This window comes from Rhodanobacter sp. 7MK24, assembly GCF_014842995.1.
Classification (GTDB): domain Bacteria; phylum Pseudomonadota; class Gammaproteobacteria; order Xanthomonadales; family Rhodanobacteraceae; genus Rhodanobacter_A.
Genome location: NZ_JACYXL010000003.1, coordinates 156,783 through 169,766, shown reverse-complemented (window position 1 = coordinate 169,766; position 12,984 = coordinate 156,783). Strand labels below are relative to the sequence as shown.

At 66.1% G+C, this 12,984-nt stretch carries 13 protein-coding genes and 1 tRNA gene; 9 read left to right on the top strand and 5 right to left on the bottom strand.

The window, feature by feature from the left end; genetic code table 11:
* Positions 1-26: 26 nt before the first annotated feature.
* Genes IHE49_RS07350 through IHE49_RS07340 form a run of 3 tightly spaced genes read right to left on the bottom strand, consistent with a single transcriptional unit; the run spans position 27 to position 1,724 of the window.
* Positions 27-596, bottom strand: coding sequence for a GNAT family N-acetyltransferase (locus tag IHE49_RS07350; protein WP_192156383.1), 570 nt, complete (start codon positions 594-596; stop codon positions 27-29).
* A gap of 13 nt (positions 597-609) precedes the next feature.
* Entirely contained in the window at positions 610-1,209 is a 600-nt protein-coding gene (locus IHE49_RS07345) for a YdeI/OmpD-associated family protein (RefSeq protein ID WP_192156382.1), read from the bottom strand.
* A gap of 8 nt (positions 1,210-1,217) precedes the next feature.
* Positions 1,218-1,724: a GNAT family N-acetyltransferase gene (locus IHE49_RS07340; RefSeq protein ID WP_192156381.1), complete on the bottom strand. Its 507-nt coding sequence runs from the start codon at positions 1,722-1,724 to the stop codon at positions 1,218-1,220.
* Between the two features lie 144 nt (positions 1,725-1,868).
* Between IHE49_RS07340 and IHE49_RS07335 the strand changes: the two genes are divergently transcribed.
* The 4 genes from IHE49_RS07335 to IHE49_RS07320 all read left to right on the top strand — a co-directional run bounded on the left by IHE49_RS07335 (position 1,869) and on the right by IHE49_RS07320 (position 4,722).
* On the top strand, positions 1,869-3,392 hold the full coding sequence (locus IHE49_RS07335; protein ID WP_225578268.1) for a serine hydrolase domain-containing protein: 1,524 nt from the start codon (positions 1,869-1,871) through the stop codon (positions 3,390-3,392).
* Between the two features lie 73 nt (positions 3,393-3,465).
* A complete protein-coding gene (locus tag IHE49_RS07330) occupies positions 3,466-3,834 on the top strand; it encodes a DUF6249 domain-containing protein (RefSeq protein ID WP_192156380.1) in 369 nt (122 codons plus the stop codon).
* Entirely contained in the window at positions 3,827-4,402 is a 576-nt protein-coding gene (locus tag IHE49_RS07325) for an RNA polymerase sigma factor (protein ID WP_192156378.1), read from the top strand. Before IHE49_RS07330 ends, IHE49_RS07325 begins: the two co-directional genes overlap by 8 nt.
* Positions 4,399-4,722, top strand: coding sequence for a hypothetical protein (locus IHE49_RS07320; RefSeq protein ID WP_192156376.1), 324 nt, complete (start codon positions 4,399-4,401; stop codon positions 4,720-4,722). Before IHE49_RS07325 ends, IHE49_RS07320 begins: the two co-directional genes overlap by 4 nt.
* 148 nt (positions 4,723-4,870) lie before the next feature.
* On the opposite strand, the gene rpsT is transcribed toward IHE49_RS07320, so the two are convergent.
* Positions 4,871-5,134 carry a 30S ribosomal protein S20 gene (rpsT, locus tag IHE49_RS07315; protein WP_192105491.1) on the bottom strand — a complete coding sequence of 88 codons (264 nt, stop codon included), beginning with the start codon at positions 5,132-5,134 and terminating at the stop codon, positions 4,871-4,873.
* Between the two features lie 193 nt (positions 5,135-5,327).
* Between rpsT and murJ the strand changes: the two genes are divergently transcribed.
* The 5 genes from murJ to ispH all read left to right on the top strand — a co-directional run bounded on the left by murJ (position 5,328) and on the right by ispH (position 12,849).
* Positions 5,328-6,935 carry a murein biosynthesis integral membrane protein MurJ gene (gene murJ, locus IHE49_RS07310; protein ID WP_225578267.1) on the top strand — a complete coding sequence of 536 codons (1,608 nt, stop codon included), beginning with the start codon at positions 5,328-5,330 and terminating at the stop codon, positions 6,933-6,935.
* A 171-nt stretch (positions 6,936-7,106) separates the two neighbouring features.
* Positions 7,107-8,060 carry a bifunctional riboflavin kinase/FAD synthetase gene (locus IHE49_RS07305; protein ID WP_192156374.1) on the top strand — a complete coding sequence of 318 codons (954 nt, stop codon included), beginning with the start codon at positions 7,107-7,109 and terminating at the stop codon, positions 8,058-8,060.
* Positions 8,061-8,240: 180 nt separating this feature from the next.
* Positions 8,241-11,102, top strand: coding sequence for an isoleucine--tRNA ligase (gene ileS / locus IHE49_RS07300; RefSeq protein ID WP_192156372.1), 2,862 nt, complete (start codon positions 8,241-8,243; stop codon positions 11,100-11,102).
* 171 nt (positions 11,103-11,273) lie between these two features.
* On the top strand, positions 11,274-11,774 hold the full coding sequence (gene lspA / locus IHE49_RS07295) for a signal peptidase II (protein ID WP_192156370.1): 501 nt from the start codon (positions 11,274-11,276) through the stop codon (positions 11,772-11,774).
* Positions 11,775-11,889: 115 nt separating this feature from the next.
* Positions 11,890-12,849 (top strand): 4-hydroxy-3-methylbut-2-enyl diphosphate reductase, encoded by a 960-nt coding sequence (ispH, locus tag IHE49_RS07290; protein ID WP_192156368.1) that lies wholly within the window; start codon positions 11,890-11,892, stop codon positions 12,847-12,849.
* 55 nt (positions 12,850-12,904) lie between these two features.
* On the opposite strand, the gene IHE49_RS07285 is transcribed toward ispH, so the two are convergent.
* A tRNA-Thr gene (locus IHE49_RS07285) sits at positions 12,905-12,980 on the bottom strand.
* Positions 12,981-12,984 lie beyond the last annotated feature (4 nt).

The following is a 12,984-nucleotide window of genomic DNA, read 5'->3' as shown; positions in this document are numbered from 1 at the left end:
CGATGCCATGGCATCGGCAGGAGACTTCAGGCCGACTCCATGACGTGCGCAAGCGCGGCGGTTGAAACCAGGGCGGCGAATGGCGTGGGCGACGGCGGTGGAATCGTCGCCGCCTGCAACTCCTTCTGCCACACGCCCACGTCCCACCAGCGGCCCAGTTTCCAGCCGCTCTGTCGCCACACGCCAGCCGGCGCGAAGCCCATCGCTTCGTGCAACGCCACGCTGGCCGTGCCGGGCAAGGTGATGACGCCCACGGCCTGCGTAAGGCCCTGCAGGCGCATCGCATCGAACAGGCAGCCGTAGAGTCGGCGTGCAATGCCGCGACCCTGCGCGTCGGCATGCACGTAGATCGAGGTCTCGGCGATCCAGTCGTAAGCCGCGCGCTCGCGGAAACGGTAGGCATAGGCATAGGCCAGTACTTCGCCGCCTTCTTCCCATACCAGCCACGGGTAGTGCGGCAATCGTGCGCGCACGCGTTCGCGCATCGCGTCCACGCCGGGCAGCACGGTTTCGAACGTGGCCATGCCATCGGTGACGTGCGGCGCGTAGATCGCGTGGATGGCGGCGGCGTCTGCTTCGTGTGCAACGCGGATCATCGGACGGCGGTCCTCATTTCTCGTATTTCCAGTTGCGACGCTTGCCTTCGGCCAGCCACTCCAGTGTGGTGGCGAGGCGTTTCTGGCGGGTGGCGTCGGTTTTCGCCTCGACGATCCAGGCGATGTACTCGCGTTTGCAGCCATCCGGAAAAGCTTCCCAGGTCTTGCGGGCGGCGGCGTGCTTGCGCTGGGCGAGCAGGGCAATGAAATCCTCGGGCGGTGTGAGCGGCGGTTTGGTGCCCGCTTTGGCACGCGCCGACTTCACGCCTGCTTCGTTCAACGCCATCGCCTTGCCGATCAGGGCGATCAGCGTTTTCTTCGCAGGCAAATCCTTCGTCGAGGCGAGTTTGCCGAACTGGCCCATGCCGTCTTCCGCGTCGCTGCCCGTGACCTGCTTGCTCAACCAGAAGCCGAAGCCGCAGTGCTGCTTGAACGAGGCCATCATGCATAGCGGGGCATCGCGATAGACGAAGAACGGCATGCCCCACTTGATCGCTTCCTCGATTTCCGGGCAGGCCGAATGCACCACCGCACGCAGGTATTCGAGGATGGGTCGGGCGAACTCGGCGGACTTGGCGATGTAGGCGTCGATGCGCGGATCGTGGTTCGCCATGGCCTGCCTCAAAGCTCGCGTATGAAGAAACGGTCGCAACTGAAGTGCCCGGTGCCGCCCATCGGCGCGCACAGCGGAGTGAAGCCGGACTTCGCGTAGAGCGCCTGTGCCGCATCCATGCCGGTGAGCGTTTCCAGGTAGCAACGGCGGAAGCCGTGCGTGCGCGCCGCGTCGAGGCAGCGCTGCATCATCGCCGCGCCAGCGCCGATGCCGCGCGCCTCCGGCAGGAAGTACATCTTGCGCAGCTCGCACACGTCCGCTTCGCCGTTCACCAGCGGCGCGATGCCGCCGCCGCCGATCACCCTGCCGTCGCGCTCGACCACGAAGTAGCTGCAGTGCGGTTGCGCGTAGGCCGCGCTCATCGCGTCCACCTCGGCGTCGTGGATCGCGAAGCCGGGGCCGTCGGCGCCGAACTCGGGCATCACCGCGCGGATGATCGCTGCAACCGCGGCGTCGTCGCGCGGCTCAATGGGACGGATCAGGAGCTCTATGGGATGGATCGGGATCGGCGGCATGTCGGCTCCGGCGGGTGGTCGTGCCGATTATTCCATTCCCCGCTGCGGGCGCCAGTGGCGCATTGAATCCAATCGCCCGGTTCTTTGCATCCAAGCCTTCGACATCCGCGCTTGTGCGGACAGGATACCGATCAGGAGAGCGCAATGAGGAACCGACCCATCCATGCCCGCTTGCCCAAGGTACGGAGGCGTTTGCTGGCCTTCGTTCTAGCCTCCGCGGCAGGCATGCCCGTAGCCATGGCGGCGACCCAGACGATGAACCCCACACTGCCAGACACGCCCGTCGGAAAGCTCGCCGGCACGCTGGTCCGGCATATCGATACCGACAATCCGGCGCAGATCCGGCACTGGGCTTCCAGCATCTTGTCGGCGTCCGTCGACCCCGACGACAAGACGGACTTCATTGCTGGTCTGGTTTCGGCCGTGCGCGACGAAGGCGGCGTGGACGTGTTCGACGTGCGTACGGATCCGCATCAGCCGGGATTGCTCGAAGTCGCGGTCAAGGGACGACGCAATGCGCAAGCCGGTCTGTTCTGGCTGGTCGTCGATCCGGCGCATCCCGACCGGTTCGCGCAGGTGCACCTGGTCGGGATGGACAATCCGCTTTACGCCGACTGGCCCAAGGGACCGGTGTCGCATGCGGAGCTGGGGAAACAGATACACGCCGTGCTGGACCGGCTGGTGAGCGTGTCCGATTTCTCCGGTTGCGTGACCGTACTCGATGGCGGCGAGACCGTATTCGACGAATGCCGCGGGCAGGCCGACCGCAGCTTCAACGTGCCGGTCGATCACCAGACGAAGTTCCATGTCGGCTCGGTCGGCAAGATGTTCACCGCGGTCGCCATCGCGCAACTGGTCGAGGCCGGCAAGCTGTCATGGGACGACACGCTGGCGAAGCGGGTGCCGGAGTATCCCGATCAGGCGACGGCGAAGAAGATCACCGTGTGGGAACTGCTGCACCACACTTCGGGCCTGGGCGATTTCATGGTGCCGGACTATTTCGAGCACGCCCAGCGCTACGTCAACCCGGCGGACTACCTGGGTCTGATCGCCCGTCAGCCCAAGGTGGGCGAACCGGACAAGGGGCTGAGCTACAGCAACGCCGGCTACGTCCTGCTCGGCCGCATCATCGAGAACGCCTCCGGCGAAAGCTATTTCGACTATATCCAGCATCACATCTTCGAGCCCGCACATATGACATCCAGCGGCTTCGACAGCGAAGACGAGATCGTGCCCGGGCTGGCGGTCGGCTACTACCACGACGACGGGGTGTTCTCTCGCAAGTGGAAGGCCAACTGGGTGCTGGGCGTCTACAAGGGCAGTCCCGCCGGTGGCGGTTATTCCACCAATGCCGACCTGTTGCGGTTCGCCGCGGCCCTGCACGGCGGCAAGCTGCTCAAGCCCGCCACGCTGGCGAAGATGTTCGACGGCGAAGTGCCGAATGAAGGCGGCCCCGGTGCCATTGGCGCCGGCATCGACGAACGCCTCTCGCACGGCCGTCACATCCGCGGCCACCAGGGCGGCATCGAAGGCACCACGGCAGACCTGGAGATGATTTCGGAAACCAGCGCGGCCGTGGCCCTGACCAGCAACGAAGGGCCCTCGCAACATTGGTTGCTGGCCGAGCAGATTGCCGATCTGCTTGCCGCCGAAGGCGCGAAGAACTGAGTTCCGGAAAGCGCGTCGTCCAATCAACCGTCATCAAAGCCGCACGGCCCGATACATCTTCTGGAGCAAGCCCATGGAATTCCTTTTCATTCCCTTCGTGGTGATGTCGGCCCCGGTCCTCATCGTCCTGATCCTGCTGCGTTACCGCTATCTGCAGACACAGGCGCGCTACCGCGCCTTGATGCAATTGGCCGACAAGGGCGTGGAGCTGCCGCCGCAACTGCTGGTGGAGCCGCAGGTGGCCTATTGCGAACGACGCCGTGCGCTGGTGCTGATCGGCATCGGCCTCGGGCTGATGGCGATGCTGCTCGCCTTGCCTGGCCAGCTCGACGACGGCCGCAGCATCGGCAGCTTGTGGGGGCTGGGCCTGCTGCCCCTGATGACCGGCCTGGGCTATCTCGCCAGTTGGTGGTTGAACCGGCGCGACAGCCGGCATGGCTGACGGCGATGCCGAGGCACGCGTCGACCAGGCCCTGGTGGCGCGTGCCCTGCTGGACCAGGACCGCAGGGCGTTCGAGCAGCTGGTGCGCCGCCATCAGGGCATGGTGCGCGCCCAGCTGCGCCGGCTGCTGCACGGCGACGAGGCGGCGGCCGACGATCTGGCGCAGGAAAGCTTCCTGCTCGCGTGGCGCAAGCTGGACCAGTTCCGTGGCGAATCGCGCTTCTCCACCTGGCTCTATCGCATCGCCTACAGCTGTTTTCTGCAGGCACTGCGCAAGCGGTCATGGACCGTCGACGAAACTGGCGAAGGCGAACTCGAGCGGTTCCCGGCATCGCGGCAGACGGTCGACTTGCAACTGGATATCGAGCGCGCAATGCAGCGCCTCTCAGCCGGCGAGCAGGCGGTACTGCTGCATTGCGTGCAGCTCGGCCTCAGTCACGAAGAGGCAGCCTATGTGCTGGCGATGCCGTTGGGTACCGTGAAGACCCATGCGCTGCGCGGCAAGACGAAACTCAAGGCCTGGCTCTCGGCCTGGCAGGAAACCATCGGTGAGGAGCGGACATCATGAGCCACACATCTGACGATGAACTCGATGCATTGCTGCGTAGGAGCTTCGATGGGCCCGTGCCAGACGAGGGCTTCAGCGAGAAGCTGATGCAGCGACTGCCACCACATAGGCGCCGCATCGCATGGCCGTTGTGGAGCGGAGTCCTGGCCGGGGTAGGGGCTGGCGGGTTGAGCTTGCTGCGCTCGCCCTTGCTGGGTGACGGCCTGCGCGATTGGCTGCGTGGCGAGTGGTCGGCACCGGCGGTGGCGCTGTTGTTGGCGGCGACCGGCATGTCGCTGCTGGCTTGCTGGTGGAGCATGGCCGAGGCGGATACACGCTGACCCGCAAGGTGGTCACTCACGGGCAAAAGTCGCCTGAAGCGATTTTGACTATGTGCCAGGGATGGCCTGAAAGGCAGCCGGCAAGGTCGGTGGCTGCAAAAAAAGCCGGCATCAGCCGGCTTTTTTCGTGACGTGCGAAGCGAGCGGCTTACGCCAGCTCGTGGATCTTCGCGTTCAGGCGGCTCTTGTGGCGAGCGGCCTTGTTCTTGTGGATCAGGCCACGCGAAGCGTAGCGATCCATCACTGGCTGGGCAGCGGCGAAAGCTTCCACGGCCGCAGCCTTGTCCTTGGCCTCGATGGCCTTGACGACCTTCTTCAGCGCGGTGCGCACCATGGAACGGGCGCTGATGTTGCGCAGGCGGCGCTGCTCGGACTGGCGCGCACGCTTCTTCGCGGACTTGATGTTGGCCAAGGTAAAACTCCCGAATCGCGGGTTGCAGGTTGGAGAAAGAGGGAAATTATGCGGGTGATTCGCCCACGCGTCAAGCATTTAGGCAGCAACGGATAGGGGCGCCCGCATTCGGCCATGATCCACCGATGATCTTGCCCGCGACGGCTGGCAGACTGTGCGCCCATTGCCCGCACTATCCAGGATTCCCTACCGGATGAAGTCCCCCAGCATGTTCCGCGGGCTGCTCTCGTTCAGCAGCATGACGATGATATCGCGCGTGCTCGGACTGGTCCGGGATATGTCGCTCAACGTGGTGTTCGGCGCCAATGCGGTCACCGACGCGTTCTGGGTGGCGTTCCGCATTCCCAACTTCATGCGCCGGCTGTTTGCCGAAGGCTCCTTCTCCACGGCTTTCGTGCCGGTGTTCACCGAGGTGAAGGAAAAGGGTACGCACGAGGACCTGCAGCGCCTGATGTCGCGTGTTTCCGGCACGCTGGGCGCGGTGCTGCTGGTGGTTACCGCGTTGGGGCTGATCTTCGCGCCGCAGGTGGCCACGGTGTTCGAGCCGGGCGCGCTGGACCAGCCGCACAAGTTCGACCTCACCATCGACCTTTTGCGGCTGACGTTTCCCTTCCTGCTGTTCGTCTCACTGACCGCGCTGGCAGGGGGCGTGCTCAACAGCTTCCACCGCTTCGCCCTCCCGGCGCTGGCGCCGGTGATCCTCAACGTGTGCATGATCGTGGGCGCGCTGTGGCTGTCGAAGCACCTCGCCGTGCCGATCATGGCGATGGGCTGGGCGGTGCTGGTGGCGGGCGTGCTGCAATTGCTGTTCCTGCTGCCGTCGCTGCGCAAACTCGACCTGTTGGTGTGGCCGCGCTGGGGCTGGAGCCATCCGGAGGTGAGGCGCATCCTCAAGCTGATGGTGCCTACGTTGTTCGGCTCATCGGTGGCGCAGATCAACCTGCTGCTGGATACGGTGATCGCCTCGCTGCTGATCACCGGGTCGCAGAGCTGGTTGTCGCTGTCCACGCGTTTCCTCGAACTGCCGCTAGGCGTGTTCGGTGTGGCGCTGGGCTCGGTGGTATTGCCGTCGCTGTCGCGCCATCACGTGAATACGGATCGCGAGGGTTTTTCGCGGGCGCTGGACTGGGGGCTGCGGCTCACCTTGTTGATCTCGGTGCCGGCGATGTGCGCGCTGCTGCTGCTGAGCGAGCCCATCGTGAGCACGTTGTTCCAGCATGGTCGTTTCAATGCCTTCGATACGCACATGTCCACGCTGTCCATCCTCGCGCTGTGCTGCGGCTTGCCGGCCTTCGCGCTGGTGAAGGTGCTGCTTCCGGCGTTCTATGCGCGGCAGGACACCAGGACCCCGGTGCGCGCCGGCGTGGCAGCGATGGTGATGAACATGCTGTTCAACGGCGTCTTCATCGCGATGCTGTTCGAAATGTGGGCGACGCCGGCGGCGCGGCAGGTGGGCTGGCTGGCCGGGATCGCGCAGGTGCCGGGGCTGCACCTGGGACTGGGTATCGCCAGCTCGCTGTCCAGCTACCTCAACTTCGTGCTGCTGTGGCATTGGCTGAAGCGCACCGGCGTGTACCAGCGCCAGCCGGGCTGGCTGCGCCACTGGGCACGGCTGGCGCTGGCCTGTGCCGCGATGGTGCTGGTGCTGGCGGCAGGCCGCTGGCTGTGGCCGGACTGGGACCATGCCGCCACCTTCACCCGCGTCTGGCGCCTTGCCGTGCTGGTGGCGGCGGGCGGAGCGGCCTACGTCGCGACGCTGTTTGCTGCCGGCTTGAGGATGCGGGACCTGCGGGCGGTTTGAATGTGACCCCTCGCGGGCGAAGATTGGCAGGCGGATATCCATGGCCGCGCTTTTTTGGATGCAGTTTTCCGCGGTCGCGAAGACGCAGGCGGCAGGCCACCCTGCCTGCACTTTTCATCGAAGCCATGCCAATTAGCGGCGTGATCGGAGGCAGCCCGATATACTGGTGCTATGACGAAACTTTCCCGCGATATAGCCGGCCCATGCCTTGCACCCAACGGCAGCGTGGTGGCCATAGGCGCGTTCGACGGGCTGCATCGCGGGCACCAGGCCTTGTTTGCACAAGTGCAGCGCCGTGCACGATCTCTGGGCTGCGCCTCGGCGGTGGTGACGTTCGAGCCGCTGCCGCGGACCTATTTCTCATCCGAACCTGTGCCACGCCTTTCCAGCGTGCGTGAAAAACTGCTCGGCTTTGCGGCGGCGGATTTCGAACAGGTGCACATGCTGCGCTTCAATGCCGAGCTGGCCGCCATGTCCGCCAGGGACTTCGTGCAGCGCGTATTGGTCGAACGCCTGGCAGCCAAAGAAGTATGGGTGGGCGCGGACTTCCGCTTCGGACACAAGCGTGGCGGCGATGTGGCCTTGCTGCGCGAACTGGGCGAAAAGGCCGGGTTCGCCGGCTGCGTGATGCCGTCGATCCTGCTGGATGGCGCCCGCGTCTCCGCCAGCCGGGTGCGCCAATTGCTGGGCGCAGGCGATTTCGCTGCTGCTGCTGCGCTGCTCGGTCGCCCGTTCGTGATCGAGGGCAAGGTGGAATACGGCAACCAGCTTGGTCGTACGCTGGGTTTCCCAACGGCCAACGTGCATCTGCGCGAGCGGGTCAGCCCGGTGCAGGGCATCTTCGCCGTGCGCGTGGGGTTGGGCGAGGGCGAATGCAGCTGGCCGGGCGTGGCCAGCCTGGGCGTGCGCCCCACGGTGAACCAGGTCAGCCGGCCGCTGCTGGAAACCCACCTGTTCGATTTCGAGGGCGACCTGTACGGCCGGCGCATTGCAGTGGAGTTCGTCGCCAAGCTGCGCGACGAACAGAAATTCCAGGACCTGGATGCACTGAAGGCGCAGATGAATCATGATGCGCACTCGGCCCGGGAAATCCTGGGCATGAATCCGGTACTGGCCCGCGCATGAGCACCTGCAAGCCCAACCTGCCGCATTCCATGCGCGAGCGCGCCAGCGCAGTCGCGGCGATCATTATTATTTGAAGGCATCCGCCCGCAGCGCGAGCGCCTGCCGCCGCGCGCGGCGGGCGGCACGATAGCGCCTCGGGCCGGCCGGCTCCGGGGCGGGAACCGAGAGGCACCCGAAGCGATGAGCACCGATTACAAGAGCACGATCAACCTGCCGCAGACGGATTTCCCGATGCGCGGCGACCTGCCCAAGCGCGAGCCGGGCTGGCTGGCCGGCTGGGAGACAGGCGGCCGCTACGCGCGGATCCAGCAGGCCACGGCAGGGCGCGACAAGGCCTTCGTGCTGCATGACGGGCCGCCCTACGCGAACGGCGCGATCCACATCGGACACGCGGTCAACAAGATCCTCAAGGACATGGTGGTGCGCTCCAAGCTGCTCGCCGGACACCGCGCGCCTTATGTGCCGGGCTGGGACTGCCACGGGCTGCCGATCGAGATCGCGGTGGAGAAGCAGCACGGCAAGCCGGGCGAGAAGCTCGACGCGCGCGCGTTCCGCCAGAAGTGCCGCGAATACGCCGCCGAACAGATCGACACCCAGCGTGCCGGCTTCAAGCGCCTGGGCGTGCTGGGCGACTGGGAAAACCCGTACCGCACGATGGACTTCAAGTACGAGGCCGACATGGTGCGCGCCTTGTCGCGCATCGTCGCCAACGGCCACGTGGTACGCGGCGCCAAGCCGGTGTACTGGTGCTTCGATTGCGGCTCGGCGCTGGCCGAGGCGGAGATCGAATACGGCGACAAGGTCTCGCCGGCGGTGGACGTGGCCTACGACGCGGTCGATCCTAAAGAGCTGGCTGCGAAGTTCGGCGTGGACGCTGGCGATGCCGTTGTCGCCGTGCCGATCTGGACCACCACGCCGTGGACGTTGCCGGAAAGCCAGGCCGTGTCGCTGGGCGCGGAGCTGGAGTACGCGCTGGTCGATGGCCCCGCGCGCAACGGCAAGCGCGTGCTGCTGGTGATCGCCGCTGCGCTGGTGGAGAAGGCGCTGGCGCGCTACGGCGTAGAGTCGCCCACGGTGCTCGGCCATGCCAGCGGTGCCGCGCTCAATGGCACGAAGCTGCAGCATCCGTTCTACGAGCGCGTCGTGCCGGTGATTCTCGGCGACCATGTCAGCGCCGAGGACGGCACCGGCGCGGTGCACACCTCGCCCGACCATGGCGTGGAGGATTTCGTGGTCGGCCGCGAGAACGGCATCGGCCTGCTCAACTACATCGGCGCGCGCGGCACCTACCGCGACGACACGCCGAAGGCCGGCGATCTGGACCTGGCCGGCATGCACGTGTGGAAGGCCAACGACGCCATCGTCGAGCTGTTGCGCGCGCGCGGCGTGCTGCTGGCTTACGCGAAGATCGAGCACAGCTATCCGAACTGCTGGCGCCACAAGACGCCGGTGATCTTCCGCGCCACGCCGCAGTGGTTCATCGGCATGGAACAGGCCGGGCTGCGTGCCACCGCGCTGAAGTCGATCAAGGACGTGCGCTGGGTGCCGGGCTGGGGCGAGGAGCGTATCGCCGGCATGGTGGCCGGACGTCCCGACTGGTGCATCAGCCGCCAGCGCACCTGGGGCGTGCCGATCGCGTTGTTCGTGCACAAGGCGACGCAGGAGCCGCATCCCGATTCCGTGGCGCTGATGGAACAAGTGGCCAAGCGCATGGAGCAGGGCGGCATCGACGCGTGGTACGACCTCGATTCCGCCGACTTGCTGGGTGACCAGGCGAAGGACTACGACAAGGTCACCGACGTGCTGGACGTGTGGTTCGACTCCGGCGTCACCCACTTCGGCGTGATCGGCCAGCGTCCCGAGCTGCAGCAGGGCAGCGCGTCGCAGTACAAGGTGATGTACCTCGAAGGTTCCGACCAGCACCGCGGCTGGTTCCAGTCCTCGCTGCTCACTTCGGCGGCGATCCATGGCCGCGCGCCCTACGACGACGTGCTCACCCATGGCTTCACCGTGGACGCCTCGGGCCGCAAGATGTCCAAGTCGCTGGGCAACGTGGTGGCGCCGCAGAAGGTGATGGATACGCTGGGCGCCGACGTGCTGCGCCTGTGGGTGGCCTCGGCCGACTACCGCAACGAGATGAGCGTCTCCGACGAGATCCTCAAGCGCGTGTCGGATGGCTACCGCCGCCTGCGCAACACCGCGCGCTTCCTGCTCGGCAACCTCGACGGCTTCGATCCGGCGAAGCACCTGGTGACGGTGGAAGACAGCTTGCTGCTCGACCAGTGGGCCGTGCAGCAGGCCTACGACGTGCAACAAGCGGTGGCCGCCGCCTACGAGCGCTACGACTTCCCCGAGGTGGTGGCGCGCGTGCAGAACTTCTGCACCAACGAGATGGGTGCGCTGTACCTGGACATCACCAAGGACCGCCTCTACACCATGCCCACCGACAGCCACGGCCGGCGCAGCGCGCAGAGCGCGATGTACCGCATCGCCGAGGCGCTGGTGCGCTGGCTGGCGCCGATCCTGGCCTTCACCGCCGAGGAAATCTGGCAGGCGCTGCCGGGCGAACGCGGCGAAAGCGTGCTGCTGGAGACCTGGTACGAAGGCCTGGTAGCAACGCAGGCTTCGCCGGAACAGCGGCGCTGGTGGAGCGACCTGCTGGCGGTGCGCGACGGCGCCGCGCGCGTGCTCGAAGGCATGCGCAAGGCCGAGCAGATCGGCGCGGCGCTGGAGGCGAGGCTGGCGATCCACGCCGACGCCGCCACGGTGGCGCGCTATGCGCCGGCGCTGGACGAACTGCGTTTCTTCTTCATCACTTCCGACGCGAGCCTCGTGGCCGCCGAAGCCCAACCCGCCGGCGCGGAGGCCGTGGAACTGGATGGCGCCAAGGCCTGGGTCTCGGCCAGCGTCAGTGAGGCCGCCAAGTGCGTACGCTGCTGGCACCGCCGCGACGACGTGGGCAGCCACGCCGATCACCCGGAACTCTGCAGTCGCTGCGTGAGCAATGTGGAAGGGCCGGGCGAGACGCGCCGCTGGTTCTGATGCTTTGCTTTTCCTCCTCTCCCCTTCGGGGAGAGGATCGAGGTGAGGGGCGGGTGCTCGCGGAAATCCCTCCTGACACATGCTCCGATTTAGCCTCACAGCAAGATTGACCCCTCACCCCCAGCCCTCTCCCCAAAGGGGAGAGGGAGCAAAACCAACCAGATCGCGATCATGACCGTCAAACCCAACGCACTCCCCTGGCTGCTGCTTTCCGCCCTGGTCATCGCCCTCGACCAGCTCAGCAAATGGTGGGTGCTGGCCGCCTTGCAGCCTGCCGGCGTGCCGCACCCGGTGATTCCCGGCTTCCTCAACTGGACGCTGATCTACAACCGCGGCGCGGCATTCAGCTTCCTCACCTGGGCCGGCGGCTGGCAGCGCTGGCTGTTCGTGGCGCTGGCGCTGGTCATCAGCGCCGTGCTGGTGGCCTGGCTCGCGCGCACCGCGCGACGCGACTGGCGCACTGCGCTGCCGCTCTCGCTGATCGTCGGCGGCGCCATCGGCAACCTGATCGACCGCCTGCATGCGGCCCAGGTCACCGACTTCATCGACGTGTACTTCCGCGACTGGCACTACCCCGTGTTCAACATCGCCGACTGCGGCATCACCGTGGGTGCGGTGATGCTGGTGGCGTTCGGCCTGTTCGGGGGCAAGGGGCAGGACGGCGTGCGATAATCGTCATCCGCCTGCAGGAGCGCACCCTGTGCGCGAATGCTTTCGCTTCGATCAGGGCGCAACGCAATCGTGCACAGGGTGCGCTCCTACGGCTATCTCTCCTGCCGGTGCTTCCATGGACATCCTGCTCGCCAATCCCCGCGGTTTCTGCGCCGGCGTCGACCGCGCCATTGCCATCGTAGAACGCGCGCTGGAGTCCTACGGCGCGCCGATCTACGTGCGCCACGAGGTGGTGCACAACCGCTACGTGGTGGACAAGTTGCGCCACGACGGCGCCGTATTCGTGGAAGAACTGCACGAGGTGCCCGATGGCGCCACGGTGATCTTCAGTGCCCACGGCGTGTCGCAGGCGGTGCGCGAGGAGGCCGAACAGCGCGATCTCAAGGTGTTCGACGCCACCTGTCCGCTGGTCACCAAGGTGCACATGGAAGTGGCGCGGCTGGGTCGCGTGGGGCGCAGCGTGGTGCTGATCGGCCACGCCGGCCATCCCGAGGTGGAAGGCACCATGGGCCAGTGGAACCCGACCAATAGCGGCGAGATCCTGCTGGTGGAATCGGTGGAGGATGTCGCCGCGCTCGTGCCGAAGTTCCCGCACCTGCTGTCCTACGTCACCCAGACCACGCTGTCGGTGGACGACACCAAGGCGATCATCGAAGCGCTGCGCCTGAAGTTCGCCGACATCGAAGGCCCGCGCAAGGACGACATCTGCTACGCCACGCAAAACCGCCAGGATGCCGTGCGCCGCCTTGCCGACGCGGTGGATCTGATGCTGGTGGTGGGTTCGGTCAACAGCTCCAACTCCAACCGCCTGCGCGAGCTTGCCGAAAAGCAGGGCGTGCGCGCCCACCTGATCGATGGCGCCGAATACATCGAGCGCTCGTGGCTGGAAGGCGTGCAGCGCATCGGTCTCACCGCGGGCGCCTCCGCCCCCGAGAAACTGGTGCGCGACGTGATCGCCCGCCTGCAATCCTGGGGGGCGGGCGCAGTGCGCGAGCTGGACGGCGAACCGGAAACCATCACCTTCGCCCTGCCCAAGGAACTGCGCCTGTCGGCGGGCGGACAGGCAGCGGGCTGATCCGCTCCGCCAGACACAAAAGGCCCGCATCGCTGCGGGCCTTTTGCTTGTTCAATGGTGCCGGAAACAGGAGTCGAACCTGCGACCTACGCATTACGAATGCGCCGCTCTACCAACTGAGCTATTCCGGCGATG

Excerpts from the sequence above, each read along its gene's own strand:
- lspA (WP_192156370.1), top strand. The coding sequence starts at position 11,274 with ATGACCGTCAAACCCAACGCACTCCCCTGGCTGCTGCTTTCCGCCCTG.
- IHE49_RS07345 (WP_192156382.1), bottom strand. The coding sequence starts at position 1,209 with ATGGCGAACCACGATCCGCGCATCGACGCCTACATCGCCAAGTCCGCC.
- ileS (WP_192156372.1), top strand. The coding sequence starts at position 8,241 with ATGAGCACCGATTACAAGAGCACGATCAACCTGCCGCAGACGGATTTC.
- ispH (WP_192156368.1), top strand. The coding sequence starts at position 11,890 with ATGGACATCCTGCTCGCCAATCCCCGCGGTTTCTGCGCCGGCGTCGAC.
- IHE49_RS07325 (WP_192156378.1), top strand. The coding sequence starts at position 3,827 with ATGGCTGACGGCGATGCCGAGGCACGCGTCGACCAGGCCCTGGTGGCG.
- IHE49_RS07305 (WP_192156374.1), top strand. The coding sequence starts at position 7,107 with ATGACGAAACTTTCCCGCGATATAGCCGGCCCATGCCTTGCACCCAAC.
- IHE49_RS07335 (WP_225578268.1), top strand. The coding sequence starts at position 1,869 with ATGAGGAACCGACCCATCCATGCCCGCTTGCCCAAGGTACGGAGGCGT.
- IHE49_RS07350 (WP_192156383.1), bottom strand. The coding sequence starts at position 596 with ATGATCCGCGTTGCACACGAAGCAGACGCCGCCGCCATCCACGCGATC.
- IHE49_RS07320 (WP_192156376.1), top strand. The coding sequence starts at position 4,399 with ATGAGCCACACATCTGACGATGAACTCGATGCATTGCTGCGTAGGAGC.
- IHE49_RS07330 (WP_192156380.1), top strand. The coding sequence starts at position 3,466 with ATGGAATTCCTTTTCATTCCCTTCGTGGTGATGTCGGCCCCGGTCCTC.
- murJ (WP_225578267.1), top strand. The coding sequence starts at position 5,328 with ATGAAGTCCCCCAGCATGTTCCGCGGGCTGCTCTCGTTCAGCAGCATG.
- IHE49_RS07340 (WP_192156381.1), bottom strand. The coding sequence starts at position 1,724 with ATGCCGCCGATCCCGATCCATCCCATAGAGCTCCTGATCCGTCCCATT.